The sequence below is a fragment of the Acidovorax facilis genome, from assembly GCF_023913775.1.
GTDB classification, from domain to species: Bacteria; Pseudomonadota; Gammaproteobacteria; order Burkholderiales; family Burkholderiaceae_C; genus Acidovorax; species Acidovorax facilis.
Genome location: NZ_JAMXAX010000120.1, coordinates 1 through 18,368 on the forward strand (window position 1 = coordinate 1; position 18,368 = coordinate 18,368).

General features: G+C 66.4%; 16 protein-coding genes and 1 pseudogene. 7 read left to right on the forward strand and 10 right to left on the reverse strand.

Annotated features, from left to right (window positions below):
• A pseudogene (locus NFX52_RS23795) lies at positions 1-226 on the reverse strand (hypothetical protein); the annotation flags it as partial.
• 159 nt (positions 227-385) lie between these two features.
• Here NFX52_RS23795 and NFX52_RS23800 point away from each other — a divergent pair.
• Positions 386-1,288 carry a LysR family transcriptional regulator gene (locus NFX52_RS23800; protein ID WP_055398349.1) on the forward strand — a complete coding sequence of 301 codons (903 nt, stop codon included), beginning with the start codon at positions 386-388 and terminating at the stop codon, positions 1,286-1,288.
• Between the two features lie 74 nt (positions 1,289-1,362).
• On the opposite strand, the gene NFX52_RS23805 is transcribed toward NFX52_RS23800, so the two are convergent.
• The 4 genes from NFX52_RS23805 to NFX52_RS23820 form a co-directional block, all read right to left on the reverse strand.
• On the reverse strand, positions 1,363-2,091 hold the full coding sequence (locus NFX52_RS23805) for an alpha/beta hydrolase (RefSeq protein ID WP_055398350.1): 729 nt from the start codon (positions 2,089-2,091) through the stop codon (positions 1,363-1,365).
• 262 nt (positions 2,092-2,353) lie between these two features.
• Positions 2,354-3,322, reverse strand: coding sequence for a helix-turn-helix domain-containing protein (locus NFX52_RS23810; protein WP_055398351.1), 969 nt, complete (start codon positions 3,320-3,322; stop codon positions 2,354-2,356).
• Positions 3,323-3,405: 83 nt separating this feature from the next.
• Positions 3,406-4,734: a sulfatase family protein gene (locus NFX52_RS23815; protein WP_055398352.1), complete on the reverse strand. Its 1,329-nt coding sequence runs from the start codon at positions 4,732-4,734 to the stop codon at positions 3,406-3,408.
• Entirely contained in the window at positions 4,731-5,684 is a 954-nt protein-coding gene (locus NFX52_RS23820) for a Bug family tripartite tricarboxylate transporter substrate binding protein (protein ID WP_055398353.1), read from the reverse strand. The genes NFX52_RS23815 and NFX52_RS23820 overlap by 4 nt, the downstream gene beginning before the upstream one ends.
• 201 nt (positions 5,685-5,885) lie before the next feature.
• Between NFX52_RS23820 and NFX52_RS23825 the strand changes: the two genes are divergently transcribed.
• Complete coding sequence (locus NFX52_RS23825) at positions 5,886-6,371, forward strand: MarR family winged helix-turn-helix transcriptional regulator (RefSeq protein ID WP_156358761.1); 486 nt, start codon at positions 5,886-5,888, stop codon at positions 6,369-6,371.
• 49 nt (positions 6,372-6,420) lie between these two features.
• On the opposite strand, the gene NFX52_RS23830 is transcribed toward NFX52_RS23825, so the two are convergent.
• Positions 6,421-7,008 (reverse strand): hypothetical protein, encoded by a 588-nt coding sequence (locus NFX52_RS23830; protein ID WP_055398940.1) that lies wholly within the window; start codon positions 7,006-7,008, stop codon positions 6,421-6,423.
• A 226-nt stretch (positions 7,009-7,234) separates the two neighbouring features.
• Between NFX52_RS23830 and NFX52_RS23835 the strand changes: the two genes are divergently transcribed.
• The 3 genes from NFX52_RS23835 (at position 7,235) to NFX52_RS23845 (ending at position 11,021) form a co-directional block, all read left to right on the forward strand.
• Positions 7,235-8,818 (forward strand): MFS transporter, encoded by a 1,584-nt coding sequence (locus tag NFX52_RS23835; RefSeq protein WP_055398942.1) that lies wholly within the window; start codon positions 7,235-7,237, stop codon positions 8,816-8,818.
• Positions 8,819-8,972: 154 nt separating this feature from the next.
• Positions 8,973-10,085, forward strand: a complete 1,113-nt coding sequence (gene hemE / locus NFX52_RS23840) for a uroporphyrinogen decarboxylase (protein WP_055398944.1) — start codon at positions 8,973-8,975, stop codon at positions 10,083-10,085.
• A gap of 51 nt (positions 10,086-10,136) precedes the next feature.
• Positions 10,137-11,021 carry a helix-turn-helix transcriptional regulator gene (locus NFX52_RS23845; RefSeq protein ID WP_055398946.1) on the forward strand — a complete coding sequence of 295 codons (885 nt, stop codon included), beginning with the start codon at positions 10,137-10,139 and terminating at the stop codon, positions 11,019-11,021.
• Between the two features lie 26 nt (positions 11,022-11,047).
• Here NFX52_RS23845 and NFX52_RS23850 read toward each other — a convergent pair whose 3' ends face one another.
• Positions 11,048-11,509: a NuoB/complex I 20 kDa subunit family protein gene (locus NFX52_RS23850; protein ID WP_369801366.1), complete on the reverse strand. Its 462-nt coding sequence runs from the start codon at positions 11,507-11,509 to the stop codon at positions 11,048-11,050.
• An 846-nt stretch (positions 11,510-12,355) separates the two neighbouring features.
• On the opposite strand from NFX52_RS23850, the gene priA reads away from it, so the two are divergent.
• The gene (priA, locus tag NFX52_RS23855) at positions 12,356-14,494 is read left to right on the forward strand and encodes a replication restart helicase PriA (protein ID WP_055398948.1); all 2,139 of its coding nucleotides are present in this window, start codon (positions 12,356-12,358) and stop codon (positions 14,492-14,494) included.
• Positions 14,495-14,500: 6 nt separating this feature from the next.
• Here priA and NFX52_RS23860 read toward each other — a convergent pair whose 3' ends face one another.
• The 3 genes from NFX52_RS23860 to NFX52_RS23870 form a co-directional block, all read right to left on the reverse strand.
• Positions 14,501-15,064: a midcut-by-XrtH protein gene (locus tag NFX52_RS23860; protein WP_082437484.1), complete on the reverse strand. Its 564-nt coding sequence runs from the start codon at positions 15,062-15,064 to the stop codon at positions 14,501-14,503.
• Positions 15,065-15,213: 149 nt separating this feature from the next.
• Positions 15,214-16,731 (reverse strand): carotenoid oxygenase family protein, encoded by a 1,518-nt coding sequence (locus NFX52_RS23865; RefSeq protein WP_055398952.1) that lies wholly within the window; start codon positions 16,729-16,731, stop codon positions 15,214-15,216.
• Between the two features lie 18 nt (positions 16,732-16,749).
• Positions 16,750-17,160, reverse strand: a complete 411-nt coding sequence (locus NFX52_RS23870; RefSeq protein ID WP_055398954.1) for a DUF2141 domain-containing protein — start codon at positions 17,158-17,160, stop codon at positions 16,750-16,752.
• A 318-nt stretch (positions 17,161-17,478) separates the two neighbouring features.
• Between NFX52_RS23870 and NFX52_RS23875 the strand changes: the two genes are divergently transcribed.
• A complete protein-coding gene (locus tag NFX52_RS23875) occupies positions 17,479-18,207 on the forward strand; it encodes a hypothetical protein (protein WP_252635851.1) in 729 nt (242 codons plus the stop codon).
• Positions 18,208-18,368: the final 161 nt, after the last annotated feature.

An 18,368-nucleotide genomic window follows, 5' to 3' on the forward strand; every position in this document is an offset into this window, starting at 1 on the left:
GTCGGCCAGCAGGCTGGCCAGCAGTTTTTGCGGTACTTCGTGCTTCTTGGTTGTCATTGTGTTTGCGGACAAGCAGGCTCTCGCCTGCGGTGGATTGTCCGTTTACACAAAATTCTGCACACCCTCGCGCGCCCTGGCGCTCCATGACCAGCAGGTCAACGGCTATGGCAACGACCACGAAGACGGCAAATCCCGCCCACATCCACCACGTTCCTATTGTTTCCATCGAGTTTCTCCAAAAATGCCCTCACACACCCAGGCAAGCCGGGCGCCCAAGCCGTGGACTGTAGGGGCTGGGGTACTTCTTTAAAACCTGTGATCACAGTAGTATTGGTTCGGTTTTTACGAACCAAACACTTTTGAACGGCCACACCACAAAGAGATCATGAGCCAGAGCTTCAACTACCGCCATCTTTTCTACTTCTGGGTGGTGGCCAAGGAGGGCGGCATCGCCCGCGCCGCCGAGCGGCTGGACATGGCCGTTCAGACCATCAGCGCCCAGGTGCGCGAGCTGGAAAAGTCGCTGGGCGTGAGCCTGCTGCGCACCGAGGGCCGCAACCTGGTGCTGACCGACGCGGGCGTGGCCGCGCTGCACGAGGCCGACCACATCTTTGCGCTGGGCGAGCTGCTGCCGGTGCGCGTGCGCGAGGCGGCCACCGGCCAGACGCTGCGGCTGAACCTGGGCATTTCCGACGGCATTGCCAAACTGGCCGTGCACCGGCTGCTGACGCCCGTGCTGGACGAGCCCCATCTGCGCCTGCTGTGCCACGAGGGCGAGTTCCAGCCCCTCCTGGGCGAGCTGGCGCTGCACAAGCTCGATGCCGTGCTGGCCGACCGCGCCGCACCGCCCAACCCCGCCCTGCGCACCACCAGCCAGCTGCTGGGCACGAGCGCGATTGCCTGGTACGCGCCGCCGCTGTGGGCCGATGCGGCCACCAACAACTTCCCCCACAGCCTGGCCGTGGTGCCCGTACTGCTGCCCACCGACCACGCCGCCATGCGCGCGCGCATCGACCACTGGCTGGAGCGCGAACGCATCCGCCCGCGCATTGCGGGGGAGTTTGAAGACAGCGCGCTCTTGAGCACCTTTGCCGCCACCGGCATGGGCGTGATGCCCGCGCCGGTGTCGCTGGGCGAGCACCTGGCACAGACCCACGGGCTGGTGCAGGTGGGCACCGCACCCGATGTGCAGGAGCAGTTCCACCTGATCTACAGCGCCCGCAAGGTGATGCACCCGCTGCTCGTGCGGCTGCTGGAGGCGGGAAAAAGCGAAACGCTTCTGAATTGATAGCTACCAGCGCTTACCCATCAAGCGCTAGTGGCCAAAAACACCAAAAATCAATCCAACCTGGAAGGCTCCCTTCAGTCGCGCCCCGCCCGCCCGATGTGCAAGGCCGCCGATGCAGGGTCGGAAAAGCACAGCTCATGGCTGCCCGGGCACTCCACCAGGCGGAACAGGCCCAGCCGCTCCGACAGGCGCGGGTGCCAGGGCAGGCTGTGCGGCAGCGCGGTGTCCTGCTGCGCATTCAGGTAGCTCTTGCCCAACTCCAGTGCGGCCAGCGGCACGGGCAGCTGCGCGGGTTCAGTGAAGGTGCGGTAGGGGTGGGGGTTGAGCAGTGCGTAGGTGCTTTGCGCCAGGGCCTCGTCGGCATCGTTGATGAAGGCCTCGCGCCAGATGGGGTACGGCAGCATCACGGCATTGCCGCTGCTGGCCGCGACCTGGTCGAACAGCGCGCGGTAGTGCGGCGGCACCAGGTCGTTCAGGCATTCGCCTGGCTGCGGCACAAAAGCGTTCCAGTACACCAAGCGGCGGATGCTCCCAGGCAGACGCGCGGGCATGTGGCTGATGACCATGCCGCCATAGCTGTGGCCCACCAGGCGCACGTCGGTCAGGCCCTGGCCTTCGATGAAGGCCGCCAGCGAATCCACCGCGTCGGCGAGACCCGTGGCCGCGCGGTCGTCGCCGGGGTTGTTGCCCGCGAGCGTGGGGCAGTGCACGGTGTGGCCGCGCGCCCGCAGGTGCGTGGCGGTGGCTTCCATCTCGGCACCGGTGTGCCAGGCGCCATGGACCAGGACATAGGTATCCGGCATGTGTGTCTCCTTGGGGTTGTGTTGCAGGACCGGACAATCCGCCCTGCCGCTACCTTAGAAACACCCGGTGGCACGGAATGGCCTGCGCGTGCCAGTCGGCTGTGCTGGATGTGCCAAAGGCTTCATCGCCGGGCCTACGGGGCCGTCTAAACGCTTGGCCTCATTCCGTTTCCAAATCATTCGTGTCTAGGCGCGAAGCCGCAGACAGTGCTGTAGCACGGCAAGGCGAAGCAACAACGACACGGATGATTTGGAAACGGAATCAGCCGCCGCGCCGCCACTGCGCGGGCGACACGCCCATGGCGCGCTGGAAGGCGCGTGCGAAATGCGAGGGGTCCGCAAAGCCGCAGCGCCGCCCGATCTCGCCCACGGCCACATGGGCCAGCTGGGGGCGGCGCAGCAGCTCGCCTGCACGCGCCAGGCGCAGTTCGCGCAACGTGCCCGCAAAGGTGTGGCCCTGTGCCGCAAACGCCCGGTGCAGGGTGCGCTGCGACACACCCGCCTCCTGCGCCAGGGCCGGGGCCGAGAGGCCCGGCTGGTCAATGCGCGCCCGCAGCAGCGCACACAGATGGGCGTGCAGGCTGCGCGCCGCCGTGGGTGCCGGTGGCTGGGGCGGCTCCAGCGCAGCGCACAGCAGCGCGCCCAGGTGGTCGGACAGCAGTGCAGGCGGCAGGGCCTGCGCCGAGGCCGGGTCACGCGCCAGCTGCACGGCCAGCGCCCCCAGGCTCTGGCCCCAGCCCTGGTCGCGCCAGGCCACGCGCGGGCCGGGCGCCTCGGCCTGCTGCAGCCACTGCCCCACCCAGGCGCGCGGCAGCTGCAGCGACACGCAGTGCACGCCTTCAGGAAAGTGCAGTTCATAGGGCCTAGCCGAATCCAGCAGCACCACATCGCCCGGCCGCAGGTGGGCCACATGGCCATCCTGGCGCACATGCCACGCGGTCTCGGCCTGGCCGATCAAGTAGAAAGGCAGCTGGCGGCTGCGTGCAATGCCTGCGGGCGTGCGAAAGACATCCTGGGTGGAGGCCCGCACGCGGTTGATGGACAGCGTCTCCACCGGCAGGCTTTGCAGCTCCCCGCCAAACAGCGGCGCCTCGCGGGAGCTGCAATCCATCTCCAGAAACGCCTCGCAGATCGCGCCCACCCAGTAGTCCAGGCGCGCGGGCGGCGCCACCACGTCGGTGCTCCACAGGCGCACAGCAGCGGGGGACGAGGACGCAGAGGCGGCGGGCATGGCGCCCAATCTACCGGCAAGCGAGGCTGGCGGGCAACAGGGCAAGCCCTCCCGCCACCCCTCCGCTCGCCTGCCCGTCGGGCTCAGCGCTGCGGCATATCCTTGATCGAGTACCCCAGGCTCACGGTCGCATCGTCGGGAATGGCGGGCATTGACGCATTCCAGGCCTCCCACGCGGCGCGCATGGCCTGCAGGCGCTCGGGCTCCACGGACGCGCGGTTGGCACGCTCGCGCTCATCGTCGGCCAGGTTGAACAGGTAGTCGTTGCCGTCCACGCGCAGGTACTTCCACACGCCCTGGCGCATGGCGCGCTGGCCCCGGTGGTTCATGCGCCAGAACAGCGGGGGCTCGTCGTGCAGGCTGGCATCGCGCAGCAGCGGCATCAGCGAGCGGCCGTCCAGCGGGTAGTCCGCATGCGCGGCGGCGCCTGCGGCGTCGAGCATGGTGGCCGACCAGTCCATGGTCATGCAGGTCTGCGCGCTCACGCCGCCGGGTGCGATCACGGCAGGCCAGTGTGCGATCCAGGGCACGCGGATGCCGCCTTCGGTCAGGTCCATCTTGCCGCCCACCAGCGGCCAGTTGTCCGAGAAGCGCTCGCCACCGTTGTCGCTGGTGAACACGACCAGCGTGTCGCGCGCCAGGCCCAAGGACTGCAGCAGCGCCATGATGCGGCCGATGCCCTCGTCCATGTGGTGGATCATGCGGCGGTAGGTCTCGATGTTGCCGCCGTGCAGATGGAACAGGTTGCCCTTGACCTCCTGCGCCAGCGCCCCGTCATCGCGCGTCTCCCACGGCCAGTGGGGCGCGGTGTAGTGCAGGCTCAAGAAGAACGGTGTACCCGCCTGCGCGCCGGGCGCCATGCGAGCTACGTAGTCGAGAGCGTGGTCGGTGATGAGGTCGGTGAGGTAGCCGTCCTGCTGCTTTTCCTCCTCGCCCAGGTACAGGTCGTGGGTGCCGTTGGAACTGCAGTGGGTGAAGTAGTCCACCCCGCCCGACATGGGCCCGAAGAACTCTTCGTAGCCCGAGCGCAGCGGCCCGAACGCGGGCGGGTAGCCCAGGTGCCACTTGCCCATCAGCGCCGTTCGGTAGCCCGCTGCGCGCAGCAGCGAGGGCAGCGTGGGGTGCTCGGGCGGCAGGCCCAGCGTGGTGCTGCCACGGCTCTTGCTGTTGATGGGCTCCTCGGCCGCGCCGCGCAGTCGGTACTGGTAGCGCGCCGTCATCAACGCAAAGCGCGTGGGCGAGCAGACGGGGGAATTGGAATAGCCCTGCGTGAGCTTGAGGCCGTTGGCCGCGAGCTGGTCGAGCACCGGCGACACCGGGCCAAACGTCGCCTCGCGCCCGCCGTAGCAGCCCAGATCGGCATAGCCGAGGTCGTCGGCGACGATGAAGATGATGTTGGGACGGGTGGTCATGGTTTGAAGCCCGAGCGCTGCACCACCGGCGCCCATTGCGCACGGTAGGCCTTGAGCATGGCTTCGGTCTGCGCCATGGTCGCCACCACCGGCTCCATCTTGGCGGCCTCGAACTTGCGCTGGGTGTCGGGGTCCTTCATCACCTCGTGAATCAGACTGGCCAGGCGTTCGGCTTGCGCTTTGGGCATGCTCATGGGCGCGAAGAAGGTGTTCCATCCGGTCGCAGCCAGGTCCAAACCGCTTTCCTTGAAGGTGGGGATCTTTCCATCCAGCGCGCTGCGCTTGGCACCCGACACCGCGAGGATGCGTATCTTGCCCGCTTCGTGCTGGGGCAGCAGGGTGTCGAACGTGTCGAACGCCACGGGCACCTGCCCGCCCAGCAGGTCGTTGAGCAGCGGCGCCGAGCCCCGGTAGCCCACCACCTCGGCGCGCACCTTGGCGGCATCGCCCACCATCAGGCCGAAAAAGTGCGGCAGGCTCCCGGTGGCGGGCACGCCGAAGTTGGCCTTGTCGGGGTTGGCCTTCAGCCAGGCCATGAGGTGGGGCAACTCCTTGACGGGCACGGCGCTGCCCACGGCCACGCCGAATTCGTAGCTGTTGACATGGCTCACGGGGCGGAAGTCGCGCTCGGGGTCGTAGCCCGCATCGGGGAACACCAGGGGTGCCACCAGCATCACGGCGGGGTTGGCCAGCAGCAGCGTGGGCTGGTTGGCGGGAGCGGCTTTGACAGCCTGGGCCGACAGGCGGCCGCCCGCGCCGGTCTTGTTCTCCACGATCACGGGCGTACCGAGCTTGCTGCCCAGCTTGTCGGCCACGATGCGGGCCACGCGGTCGGTAGAGCCGCCAGGGGCGTAGCCCACCACGATGCGCAACGGGGCTTCCTGCGCTTGAGTGATGGAGGCGGCCAGGGCCAGCGCTATGGCCAGTACCGATGAAAGGGGTTTGCGCATCGTCGAAAAGTCTCCAGGGGCAGTTGCAGGGCCCTGCACCATCGCGCAGGTTGATGGGCGCACTGTATTGGCCACACAATCGATTGATCTAATCAACTATTGCACGGAAATACCCTGAGGTCCGCGCCCACCCCGGCCCCCCCAGGCCCCGCCGAACCGGGCCACCGCCTGACCCATCCGGCAGCGGCCAATGACCTGCTGATGTATCGTCTGAACCGACTGCTGGCCGTCGCGGGCAGCCTGGTGGTGCGGCTGTGCGAAGGGGGCTACGGCATCACACGGCGCGAGTGGGGGCTGCTGATGATGCTGGCACAGCACCCGGGCATGCCCCCGGCCGAGCTGGCCCAGCGGCTGGGGCTGGACCGGTCGCGCACGTCACGCGCCATCACGTCGCTACTGGCCAAAAAGCTGCTCACCCGCGATGCGATGCCGGGCGACCGGCGCCAGGCGGTGCTATCGCTCACCCCGGCGGGGCAGGCGCTGCACGATCAGCTGTTCCCCCAGGTGAAGGCGCTTAACCAGGAACTGCTGGCAGGCCTGAACACGGGCACGGTTCAGGCCCTGGACCACGCGCTGGCCGATATGCAAAAACGGGCGGAAGCTCTGGTGGCAAGCCGTACCGATGTGCCGCGCACTTACCGGTTGCGCGGGGGCCGGAAAGCCTCGCGAACAGACCAAGACTGGTGACGGCGGCGCCACCAGCGGTACTTCCCAAACCCCCTGGAATCGCAGTTTCCTATTTTTCAGTATTTGCCTGAATGTCCATGAGCTGGTTCAAATCAGCTCGCAGCATTCCATTTGGATCCACGGCGGCATCGTTTGCTGAAGATCGGATTCCTGCCCCCGTAATGGCGGCCGTGACATCGGTAATAGAAATTTGAACCTGATAAAGGTTTCCATCATTTGCATACTCCTTGGTGAAAGCACAAACAGCCTCACCAGGGTCTGCAAAATAAATGACTGCCGCGTCGGTAGCCCGCTTAGGAGTCCGCAAAAAGCTGGAATACAAAGACGCCGACACAGGGGTTCTTGCTGAACCATTGACGTAGTATTCCTCCTCCCAGTCGTCGTTCTGCATCACATAGTTGTATTTCAGCGAGCTGACTTTGAGCATGGGATCACGCCCATTACCCATCGATTCGGCAAAGATATACAGCACTTTGGTCCCACGGTACGACGCCCCATCGTACCCGGCTATAGTGCAAGCAATGGCCTCCAGATTGGTTGCGGAATGAACTCCGCCCGCGCTGATATTTTTGAGATCTGCGTGCGCAAATCCGGTCGCACAAATAAACCCCAAAGAAATAATGCTATTTTTCAACATACCCTCTCCTCCGTCGGTGAATTGACCTAGGCTTGCCACTGCTGTATACAAATAGCTACAACACGCACAAATACTAACAAACACCCTCCTCAGTGTCATCCCCCGTTTTGGGGATTGACTGCACAGGAATACACCAAACGGCGCGACACGTTGGCAAGGTCGCAGCGGTGGGCGTGGCCGCTCCAGCGCATTCCTTCCGGTCCGCCTTTTTCTTTGCCCACACGCCATGTCATCACCCCCGACCTCTTTGTGGAGCCCCCTGCGCCAACCCGCTTTCCGGGGCCTGTGGATCTGCGGTGGCATCTTTTTTGTGGGCAGCGGCATGCAGACCATGGCCGCTGCGTGGCTCATGGTGGAGTTGACGGGCTCGTCGTTCCTGGCGGCGCTGGTGCAGACCGCCGTGTTTTTGCCCATGTTTTTGCTGGCCCTGCCAGCCGGTGTACTGGCCGACACCACCGACCGACGCAGGCTGATATCGGGCGCGCTGATGGCACAGGTGGGCGCCTGTGCACTGCTCACGCTGCTGGTGCTGGGCGGCTGGGGCGGTCCGGCGTCGGTGCTGTTTCTGGTGTTTGTGTGTGGCTGCTGCACAGCAGTGCTCACGCCGGCGTGGAACTCGTCCGTCATCGACCCCGTTCCGCGCGATGAATGGCCCCAGGCCATCACCGCCGTGAGCATTGCCTACAACGCCGCACGCGCCGTGGGGCCCACGCTGGCGGGCCTGGTGTTTGCGCAGCTGGGTGCGGGCTGGGTGTTTGCCGTCACGGTGACCACGACGCTGGTGATGTGGGAGTCCATCCGCCGCTGGCCGCCCAAGGCACACCCGCCGTCCAAGCTGCCCGCCGAGCGCCTGTGGGGCGGCACGCTCAGTGGCCTGCGTTTTGCCTGGCACTCGCGCATCATCCTGGCGCAGCTGGTGCGCGTGATGGCGTTCAGCGCGGCAGGCTCGGCCCTGTGGGCGCTGCTGCCGGTGATTGCGCAGCGCCAGCTGGGCACCGGTGCGCAGGGCTTTGGGCTGCTGATGGGTTGCCTGGGTACGGGTGCCGTGGCCGTTGGCCTGGTGCTGGGGCGGCTGCGCGCGCGCTTTGGCATGGAGGTCATCGTAGGCGTGGGCGGCGTGGTGTTTGCTGCCGCCATGCTGGTGGCAGCGCTGACCAAGGTGGCGTGGGTGGTTTACATCGCCATGCTGTTTGCGGGCGCGGCGTGGATGTCGGCGATGTCCACCTTCAACACCGCCACGCAGGCCAGTGCCCCGCAGTGGGTGCGATCCCGCGCCGTGGCCATGCACATGGTGGCCGCGCTGGGCGCGTTTGCCATGGGCTCGGCATTCTGGGGCGCCGCATCCGACATAGTGGGCTTGGCTCCCACGCTGTACGTGGCCGCTGCGCTCATGGGTGTGGGGCTGCTGCTGGCACGCCCCATGCCGCTGCGCATGGGTGGGCTGCACGAAGTGACACAGGCCACACCGTGGGATGAACTCTTCATCGAGGCCGAGCCCCTGCCCGAGGCCGGCCCCGTGGCTGTGGAGGTGGGCTACCGCATTGCGCCCGGCACCGATGCAGCGTTCCTCGACACCATCAGCCGCATGAAGGCCCCGCGCAGGCGCGACGGCGCCACCTTTTGGCGGGTGTACAAGGACCTTGGTGAACCCTCGCGGTACGTGGAGCGCTTCATCGTTGAATCCTGGGCCGACTACCTGCACCAGCGCGCCCGCGCCACGATGGCCGACCAGGCGCTGGAAACCGAAGTGCGGGCGTTTTTGGCGCCCGGCGAAACCGTCCGCATGTCGCACTACATCGCAGAACGGTGAAGCCCCCCTGAGCGGCTGCGCCGGTTCCCCCGGGAGGGGGACGCCACGCCTGGACCGGCGAAGCCGGTTCCGCGTGCGCCCTGGCTTGATGCGCATCAATTTCTGCCGCCAGGCCGGGTGCCGAGGCCGGCGGTCGGCCTGCGACAATCGCAGGATGACCTTCGCCCCCCTCGCCAACGACACCTTCCTGCGTGCCTGCCGCCGCCAGGCCACCGACTACACGCCCCTGTGGCTCATGCGCCAGGCGGGGCGCTATCTGCCGGAGTACAAGGCCACGCGCGCCCAGGCCGGCAGCTTCATGGGCCTGGCCACCAATGTGGACTACGCTACCGAAGTGACCCTGCAGCCGCTGGAGCGCTTTCCGCTCGATGCGGCCATCCTGTTCAGCGACATCCTCACCGTGCCTGACGCCATGGGCCTGGGCCTGTCGTTTGCCGAGGGCGAAGGCCCGCGCTTTGCCAAAGTGGTGCGCGACGAAGCCGCCGTGGCCGAGCTGGCCGTGCCCGATATGGACAAACTGCGCTACGTGTTCGACGCGGTCACCAGCATCCGCAAGGCCCTGAACGGCCGCGTACCGTTGATCGGCTTTTCGGGCAGCCCCTGGACACTGGCGTGCTACATGGTCGAAGGCAAGGGATCAGACGACTACCGCCTGGTCAAGAGCCTGATGTACGCCCGGCCAGACCTGATGCACCGCATCCTGGCCATCAACGCCGACAGCGTGGCCGCGTACCTGAACGCCCAGATCGACGCCGGAGCCCAGGCCGTGATGATTTTTGACAGCTGGGGCGGCGTGCTTGCCGACGGCGCGTTCCAGGAGTTCAGCCTGGCCTACACCACGCGCGTGCTGGCGCAATTGAAGCGCATCGGCGTGGACGGCGCCGACGTGCCGCGCATCGTTTTCACCAAGGGCGGCGGCATCTGGCTGGAAGACATGAAGGACATCGACTGCGAGGTGCTGGGCCTGGACTGGACGGCCAACCTGGGCAAGGCCCGCGCCATCGTGGGCGGCCAGGCAGGCGGCCCGGGCAAGGCGCTGCAGGGCAACATCGACCCCAACGTGCTGTTTGCGCCGCCCGCACAGATCGTGCAGCAGGTGCACAAGGTGCTCGACAGCTTCGGCAAACCCCACACCGACCGCAGCACCACCGGCCCCACCCACATCTTCAACCTGGGCCATGGCATCAGCCAGTTCACCCCGCCCGAGCATGTGGCGGCATTGGTGGAGGCTGTGCACAGCCACTCGCGCGCGCAGCGCCAGGGCTGACACCCCGGGCGAGGTATCCAGACCGCCGGCACGCCGCGCAGGGACCAAGTGATGGCAACGGAACACCCCGTACCGCGGCCAGCGGAGTCCCCCACCGGCCCGCAGGCACTGCCCGCCTCGGCCCTGCAATCCCCACCCGGCGCGCTCGCAGACTGCGTGCGCGCCTTTTTCTGGCGCGACCTGGGCCGCCAGCCGACCCACACCCCGACGGACACGCGCGTGCCGCCCAGCCCCTACCCCGGCATCATCTGGCTCACGCGGGGCACCGCCCAACTCGTGGAATGTGCGGGCGCGACCATCGCAGCGGCCATGCCGGCCATCACGCTGTCGGGCGCCCACCGACATCCGTACCACTCGGTCTCATCCCGTGATGGCGATTCGTTCTGCCTGGCGTTCCAGCCCGGCGCGCTGGGGCTGCTCACCGGGCAGGACCTTGCGCCGCTGACCGACCAGGTCACAGACGCGAGCGCCTGGCTGCCTGAGGATTGGCGCCCTTTCCTGGCAGCCGTCCACGCGGCGCCCGACCATGGTGCGCGCAAGGCGCTGTGTGTGGCCTTCCTCACCCCGCGCTGGGGCGCCGTGGCAGACCGGCACGCCGCCTGGCTGCAGGTGTTGCAACAAGACTGGCAGCGCGGCGCACGCCAGACCCTGGCCACCACGCTCGGCTGGACGCCCCGGCACCTGCAGCGCCGCACACGGCAACTGGTAGGCCTGCGGCCTGGCGAGATCGAGCGCATGCTGCGGGCCGAACACGCCCTGCTGACCATGCGCGACGGCGATGCGGGTGCGCTGGATGCAGCGCTGCGCCACGGCTACGCCGACCAGGCACACTTCAGCCGCGAGGCGCGCAGCCTTTTCGAACGCCCTCCTGCTGCACTCAAGGCCCACACCCAGCAGCCGGGTGACGATGCCGACTGGCTGCTGCGGCGCAGTTGAAGTGGCCGCCGCGCTTTGCGACCGCTTTACCGCTGGATCACACGGGGGCGCTTGATCTTGGCCTGCAGCTGCAGGATGCCGTAGAGCAGCGCCTCGGCCGTGGGCGGGCAACCGGGCACATAGACATCCACCGGCACGATGCGGTCGCAGCCGCGCACCACCGAATAGCTGTAGTGGTAATACCCGCCGCCGTTGGCGCACGAGCCCATCGAGACCACATAGCGCGGCTCGGGCATCTGGTCATAGACCTTGCGGATGGCGGGCGCCATCTTGTTCGTCAGCGTGCCGGCCACGATCATCAGGTCGCTATGGCGTGGGCTGGAGCGCGGAATGATGCCGAACTGGTCCAGGTCGTAGCGCGCCATGGCGGCATGCATCATCTCGACGGCACAGCAGGCCAGGCCAAAGGTCATGAACCACAGGCTGTTGGCGCGTGCGGCCTGCACCACATCGTCCAGCCGGGCAAGCACAAAACCATCGCGCTCCATGGAGGGAGCTATTGCAAGGGAAGGAGAAGAGTTGTTAGCCATGGCCGCATCGTCGCCACGCGGGCCCACGCCGTCTTGAAGCAAAGCGACCTCGGCCGCCATCACCGGGGACCTGCGACGACACCAGCCCCACCGCACAGCGCCCCAGCAGGCCCTGCGACAATCCTTAGAACCTGTTCAAGATCTTCAGGTGCCGGCGAGCCCGCTTCCAAGGCGAACTTATGCACAAAATTGGAGCATCCACCGGCCCCGAGCCACTGCAGGTGGCAACTTGTAAAAAAACTTTGCGCAACCGCTAAGTCGTTGATTTATATGGATTTAAATCCCCTGCTTTTTTGACAGGCAATCCAGCCAAAGCACGGATTTTCAAGGCCTTGCGGGGCAAAACCAAGGGATATCAACAAAGTTATCCACAGAAATTTTGGATTTCTTACAAATACCCTGTGAAATCAAGCACTTGCAGGCCATATCGAAGAAATGGGTGAACATGACACCCCACAGCTAGCACAAAAAGGGGGCCATCTGTCCTCTTGACGAAGCCCTCGTGTCCGACTTATGCACACCAACCGTGATGCGGCGCAACATACGTCCGTCACAACGGCTTAGCACAAAAATTCGTGGGAAATTTCTTCAGATGCTTGATTCATAACGATTTTTTTGGTGTGCCGCATTTCCGGGCAATCTGTTCGCAGCCAGCATTCATGCGGGCTGGCAGGGTGTCCGGACAGGATGTCAACAAAGTTATCCACAGAAAGTCGGGATTACTTGGGCCCCCTCATCAAATCAAGCACTTAGCACCTAAACCTCCACGCGACTTCCACAAGCCTCTGTAACCCGCCCTCTGCCATGCCTACCCCCTCCACCATCGTCCAGGTTGCCCTGCACACCCCGTCGCACAGCGGCGTGGGCGACCTGCTGAGCTACGCCAGTGAGCACACGCTCGCGCCCGGCACGCTGGTGCGCGTGCCGCTGGGCACCCGCGAGGTGCTGGGCGTGGTGTGGGATACCGACGAGGCCACCGGCGAGTTGCCTGACGGCGCCACGCTGCGGCCGATTGCCGGTGTGCTCGACGGTGTGGCGCCGCTGGACCTGCACTGGCGCCGCCTGGTGGCATTCGCCGCGCGCTACTACCAGCGTGCCCTGGGCGAGGTCGCTACGGCCGCCTTGCCGCCCCAGCTGCGCGACCTGCGCCCCGAACAACTCGCCCGCCGCCTGCGCCGCCCGGCCAAGGCAGGGGGCGACACTTCAAATGCTATTGAAAATATAGCACCTACCCCAGAACAGGAAAGCGCCAGGGCCCGAATTTCTGCTGAAAAAGGCCCATTCCTGCTGTTTGGCAGCACGGGCAGCGGCAAGACCGAGGTGTATTTGCGCTGTGTGCAGGAGATGCTGGAGGCCGACCCCACCGCGCAAGCCCTGGTGATGGTGCCCGAGATCAACCTGACCCCCCAGCTCGAAGAGCGCTTTGTGGGCCGCTTTGCCCCGCGCTTCGGCCCCGGTGCCGTGGTGTCGCTGCACAGCGGTATGACGAACCCACAGCGCCTCAAGAGCTGGCTGGCCGCCCACAGCGGCAGCGCGCGCATTGTGCTGGGCACGCGCATGGCGGTGTTTGCCAGCCTGCCGGGGCTGAAACTCATCGTGGTCGATGAAGAACACGACCCCAGCTACAAGCAACAAGAGGGCGCGCGCTACTCGGCCCGCGATCTGGCCATCTGGCGCGGGCGCGAGCAGGGCGCCAAAGTCATTCTGGGCTCGGCCACACCGTCGCTGGAGAGCTGGTATGCCAGTCGCCCCCCTACGGCCGACGACCCCGAAGGCGGCCGCTATGTGCGGCTGCACATGCCCAGCCGCATCGGTGCCGGCGCCCTGGCGCGGGTGCGCCGGGTGGACATGAACCAGCAGCCTCGGCGCACGGTGTTCAGCGCGCCGCTGCTGCAGGCCATCACCGAACGCGTGGCGCGCGGCGAACAAAGCATGGTGCTGCTGAACCGCCGGGGCTACGCCCCCGTGCTGCACTGCGTGGACTGCGGCTGGAAAAGCGACTGCCCGCACTGCAGCGCGCACCAGGTCTTCCACAAGACCGACCGCACCCTGCGCTGCCACCACTGCGGCTACACCGTGCGCGTGCCCTACCACTGCCCCACCTGTGGCAGCCCCGACATCCACCCCATGGGCCGGGGCACCGAGCAGCTCGAAGAGCAACTGGGCGCCCTGCTGTCCGAAGTGCTGCGGCCCGACCGCACGCCGGCCCGCATCGCCCGCATCGACGCCGACACCACCAAGGCCAAGGGTGCGCTGGAGGCGCAGCTGGCGCAGGTGCATTCTGGTGAGGTGGATGTGCTGGTGGGCACGCAGATGATCGCCAAGGGGCACGACTTTCGGCGCATCACGCTGGTGGCCGCGGTGCAGCCCGATGGCGCGCTGTTCAGCAGCGACTTCCGCGCGGCCGAGCGGCTGTTTGCGCTGCTCATGCAGGCCGCAGGCCGGGCTGGGCGCGATGCGGCCTACATGGCCGCGCAAGCGGTGCATGGCACGCAGCCCGAGATGTGGGTGCAGAGTTTTCACCCCAAACATGCCGTGTTCGAAGCGCTGCGCACGCACGACTACGAGGCTTTTGCCGCCCAGCAGCTCAAGGAGCGCGAGGAGGCCGCCATGCCGCCGTTCTCTTACCAGGCGCTGGTGCGGGCCGATGCCCGCACGCAGGAGGTGGCGCAGGGCTTTCTGTCAGCTGCCACCGCCGCCGCCCACGCCGCGCAGCTGCCAGGGCTGCCCGATGGCACGGTCATCCTGTTCCCGCCCGTGCCGCTGACCATCCAGCGTGTGGCCAATGTGGAACGCGCCCAGATGCTCATGGAAAGCAGCAGCCGCGCCACCCTGCAGCGCTTTCTGGCCGCGTGGCAGCCAGTGCTGCAAACCACCCGCAGTCAGCCCGAGCACAAGGGGCTGATACGGTGGCTGGTGGATGTGGACCCGCTCGCGATATGACGCCGGTCAACCGGGCAGATTGTCGTTGTAGACCTTGATGTAACAGACTTCGTTGGGCTGCAGCACCAAGCCCACAGTGCATTCTGGCGTGAAGCCCGTGGGAGGAAGCACAACCAGTCCGGATATGACGCTGACGCCGGTCACCCGCTGCGCGCGGTCCGTCAGGTTCTGGGCGGTATAGATATGAAACAAATCCCCGAAGAAGAGTTCGGTGCTGTGGGGAATGTTGGCCACGCCGCCTGTGGCCTGGTCAAAGGCGATCTCCACCGGCGCGGGGGTCGCAATGGCGGGGTGATTCCAAAGGCTCGCTGAGAGCACTCCGCAAACCAGGAGACCCGTTGTCCAGGCCTTCAGCGCACGGCCGCCCTGGGCACGCATCGCGTGATAGGCCGCCAGGGCCAACAAAACCGCCATTCCGATCAGCCCCCATTCAGACATCGTGGGCACGTTCGAGGCCGCCAGGGGCGCGTAGGACACGCTACCCATGGATTGCGCGGCTGCGCCCTGCGCCACCAGCAATCCCACCACCGCAACGACACTACCCCGCGCACCCAACATGACTCGCTTCATTCTGAAATCCCTTTTTTGCGTAAAACAGAAAGTGTTACAAGGGATTACTGAATCAGCAAGCAAGTTATTGCCATGCGCAGACCGTGACCGCCTGCCCAGTCCTGATCACTGGCGCCAGCCACCGGGCTGGCCGAGAGCCAGCACCTTGATCAAGCTCCAGCAGCAACAAACTGCCCGTGCAGCCCCAGCGGCAGGCCATAGGGCAGCGTGACGCTGGCCACCGGCCCGGCATTCACCGCCTGGGCGTCGAACACGGACAGCGTCGTGCGCTCCGTCGGCCAGTGGTAGGCGGTGCCCAGCACCCAGCCCCGGCCCTCGGGCGCGGTGGTGCTGGCGGGGATGTAAACATGCTCCTCTGCAATCCAGCCCGCGCCGTACCGATGGCGCTGCGGTTTTTTGTCGCCCTGCAGCGTGAGCACCGTGTCAAAGCCCTGCACTTGCGCGTCCATGCCCGGGCTGCGCGCCAGCAAGGTGGTGAAGCGCGTGGGCAGCCCGTTGCGAGCCGGGTGGATGCGCGGGAACTCCACGTGGGCAAGCCCCGGTGTCTCCAGCCGCGCCTGGCCGGTGGACGGGTTGAGCGTGATGTGCGCCCACTGCGTCGCAGCCGCTACCGAGGTGCTGCGGGGGGCATCGACGTTCAGATGGCGCAGCGCGGTCAGGATGTCGGGTTGCGCCACAAACCGCACCTGCACCGTGCCACCCTCTTCCCAGGCATTGGCCAGGTGGAACAGGCCGGTGGCGGGCAACTCAAAGCGCTGGACCTTGAAGTCCGCCTTGCCCACGAGCAACACCACCAGCGGCGCCTTGTCTTCCCAGCGGTAGTGCGGCAGCGGGCTACCGGCACCGGGCTGTCCGTTGAACTTCAGCGGCATGAGCAGGAACACCAAGTGCCGCTCAGTGATGGCGAAGTCGTGCACCATGTCTGCTTGTTCCGTGGTCAGGACATGCTGGCGGCGCAACTGCCCAGTCGGTGCAATGTCGTACACCAGCAGCTTCCCCGAGCCCGGGACATAGCCAAAATTCCACACCGTGCCATCCGGCGCCACACGCGGATGGGCCGAGAAGGGCGCGCCCCGCGTCTCGGGCGACCAGGCCTTGAACCCCTGGGCCTGCAGCGTAACCGGGTCCACCGCCAGGGCCGAACCCGCTTCCCACAGCGCAAAAAGCTCCTTGCGCGCGGGCAGGGCCAGCAGATTGATGTTGGCAGGGTTGACGTCGTCCGGCCCGCTGAGCGGGGGCGAGTTGGGCAGCGTGGTGGCAAAACCCGAGTACAGCAGCCGACCGGCGGCCTCTTCGGCTGTGAGCTTGGGGGTGGCCAGCAGGGCGCCTCGGTGCGAAATCCGGGGCGACGTGACCGTTGATAGGTTGCCGCCCTCAAAACGAAACGCCTGCAGCATTCCGTCGCCGTCAAACCAGTGGTTCATGGCCACGCTGCCGAGCTCGCGCCGGGCCGGGCCAATGCGGTACAGCGTGCCCTGCAGGGCAGCGGGCCAGCGCCCCCTCACGGGCAGCGGGCCACTGGTGAGCGGCGCCTTCAAAGGCCCGTTGTAGGGGGTGTAACTGCTGCGCCAGGCATGGGGCGCATCGGCGCTGTGGCTCAGCGTGGGCAGCAGGCTGGCGCCCAGGGCTGCCAGAACAGCGCGGCGCGGTGGATGGGGGTGGGTCATCGCGGGCTCCTGGCTGGCTTACTTGAGTTCGATGGCCTGGGGGCTGACATCGGCACCCACGCGGAAGGCCGCGTCGGCGAACTGCGGTGGGCCCAGCGCGCTGCGCGCATTGCGGCTGAAGCCGTATAACTCGGTCGGCACGCCAAACACATTGGCGTCGAGTTTCATGTTGGCGTTCTCGTCCAGAAACACCGAAACGGCGTAGTCACCTTCGGGCAGGCCCACAAACTGCACCACAGCCTTCCCATCGCCCGGCTGGGCCGTGGCCACCTGCAGCGGCTTGCCGCGCGGGAAGCCCTCGCTGTTGTCAAACAGTGCGGCCAGCACGGCGCCCTGCTTTTGCGCAGGCACGGTGACTTCAATGCGCAGGTCGGCAGCGTGTGCTGCCAGGGTGGTCAGCGCGGCCAGGAAGAGAATCAGTTTTTTCATGAAGGGGCTTTCTGTGGGGGGGGGTCAAGCTGGGACACGCCCAAACCGACCCGCACTGTGCCCAGCCCGCCCAGGCCCCGCGAGACATTTGCGACGAAATGCACAAAACGTGGCGTGACCTGCAACCCGTCGGCGTGAGGCACACCGGCCTGGTAAGGCAGCCCGGTCGGCCCAGCTTGCGCTGCCCGCCTGCCCGATAAAACTTGCATCCGGGGGGATCGGCCCAGATACTGCGCCTCTTTGCAGCTCGGTATTGGCGGGCATGGCGCCCCGCGCACCGTCCCCCTGCTCCCCCTCGACTTTCAGAAAGCCCTACCAATGACAGCCATTGTTCGTGCCCTGATCTTGCTGCTCCTCCTGGCGGGGGGAACCGCCGTGCGTGCCCAGAACCTGCTCACCAACGGCAACTTCGAGGCCGGCCTGGCTGGCTGGAGTACCTGGACGGCGCCGCCGGGCTTCTGGGACGGCACCTGGATACACAGCAACGACTGCGATATCTGGGTGCCCACCCAGTGCCCGTTCGGAGGCGCCGGAATGTCCCACGCGCAGAAAAAAGGCAGTGGCGCGGGCAATGCACACGGGGGCCTGTTCCAGACCGTGGCGGTCACCCCCGGGCGGGTGTACCAGCTGCGCGGCGCCTGGTCGGGGGGCGTCACGGGCAATGCCGGCGGCAACGCCACCTGGTGGGAAGTGGTGGCCTACGACGGCGCCGTGGGCGCAGCCACCATCGACGCGGCGCCCGGCCCGCTGGATACGCTGATTGCCCGGCGCGACGTGTCGAACCTCGCGCTCAACGGCGTCTTCCAGTTCCAGTGGGAGCCCTTTGACGGCACCTTTACGGCGACCTCCAGCCAGGCGACCATCGCACTCAAAACCGGCAGCTTCTTCACCTTCGACGCGGCGGGCTACCACGACGACCTGGTGCTCGAAGAAGTGGCCTCCAGCAACATCCCCGTCAACTCGCCCTGGGCGCTGGTGGTGCTTTGCCTGGGGCTGCTGGCGACCGGCGCCTGGATGCGGCGCGGCCCGGGAACGCGGCGCGGGTAGAAGGCAGCGCCAAAAATTCAAGCAATTTGGGCCACCAGCGCTTGGCGGCCTCAATTCTGAAGTGCAACACCGAGAATTGAGGCCAAGATGACACAGAAGAATTACCAGCAGTTGAGCCAGAGCGAACGCCACGCAATAGCCCTGGGACTGCAGCAAAAGCA

What these genes read in the sequence shown, in the direction of transcription:
- NFX52_RS23800 (WP_055398349.1), top strand. Translation starts at nt 386, where the DNA reads ATGAGCCAGAGCTTCAACTACCGCCATCTTTTCTACTTCTGGGTGGTG.
- NFX52_RS23805 (WP_055398350.1), bottom strand. Translation starts at nt 2,091, where the DNA reads ATGCCGGATACCTATGTCCTGGTCCATGGCGCCTGGCACACCGGTGCC.
- NFX52_RS23810 (WP_055398351.1), bottom strand. Translation starts at nt 3,322, where the DNA reads ATGCCCGCCGCCTCTGCGTCCTCGTCCCCCGCTGCTGTGCGCCTGTGG.
- NFX52_RS23815 (WP_055398352.1), bottom strand. Translation starts at nt 4,734, where the DNA reads ATGACCACCCGTCCCAACATCATCTTCATCGTCGCCGACGACCTCGGC.
- NFX52_RS23820 (WP_055398353.1), bottom strand. Translation starts at nt 5,684, where the DNA reads ATGCGCAAACCCCTTTCATCGGTACTGGCCATAGCGCTGGCCCTGGCC.
- NFX52_RS23825 (WP_156358761.1), top strand. Translation starts at nt 5,886, where the DNA reads ATGTATCGTCTGAACCGACTGCTGGCCGTCGCGGGCAGCCTGGTGGTG.
- NFX52_RS23830 (WP_055398940.1), bottom strand. Translation starts at nt 7,008, where the DNA reads ATGTTGAAAAATAGCATTATTTCTTTGGGGTTTATTTGTGCGACCGGA.
- NFX52_RS23835 (WP_055398942.1), top strand. Translation starts at nt 7,235, where the DNA reads ATGTCATCACCCCCGACCTCTTTGTGGAGCCCCCTGCGCCAACCCGCT.
- hemE (WP_055398944.1), top strand. Translation starts at nt 8,973, where the DNA reads ATGACCTTCGCCCCCCTCGCCAACGACACCTTCCTGCGTGCCTGCCGC.
- NFX52_RS23845 (WP_055398946.1), top strand. Translation starts at nt 10,137, where the DNA reads ATGGCAACGGAACACCCCGTACCGCGGCCAGCGGAGTCCCCCACCGGC.
- NFX52_RS23850 (WP_369801366.1), bottom strand. Translation starts at nt 11,509, where the DNA reads ATGGAGCGCGATGGTTTTGTGCTTGCCCGGCTGGACGATGTGGTGCAG.
- priA (WP_055398948.1), top strand. Translation starts at nt 12,356, where the DNA reads ATGCCTACCCCCTCCACCATCGTCCAGGTTGCCCTGCACACCCCGTCG.
- NFX52_RS23860 (WP_082437484.1), bottom strand. Translation starts at nt 15,064, where the DNA reads ATGAAGCGAGTCATGTTGGGTGCGCGGGGTAGTGTCGTTGCGGTGGTG.
- NFX52_RS23865 (WP_055398952.1), bottom strand. Translation starts at nt 16,731, where the DNA reads ATGACCCACCCCCATCCACCGCGCCGCGCTGTTCTGGCAGCCCTGGGC.
- NFX52_RS23870 (WP_055398954.1), bottom strand. Translation starts at nt 17,160, where the DNA reads ATGAAAAAACTGATTCTCTTCCTGGCCGCGCTGACCACCCTGGCAGCA.
- NFX52_RS23875 (WP_252635851.1), top strand. Translation starts at nt 17,479, where the DNA reads ATGACAGCCATTGTTCGTGCCCTGATCTTGCTGCTCCTCCTGGCGGGG.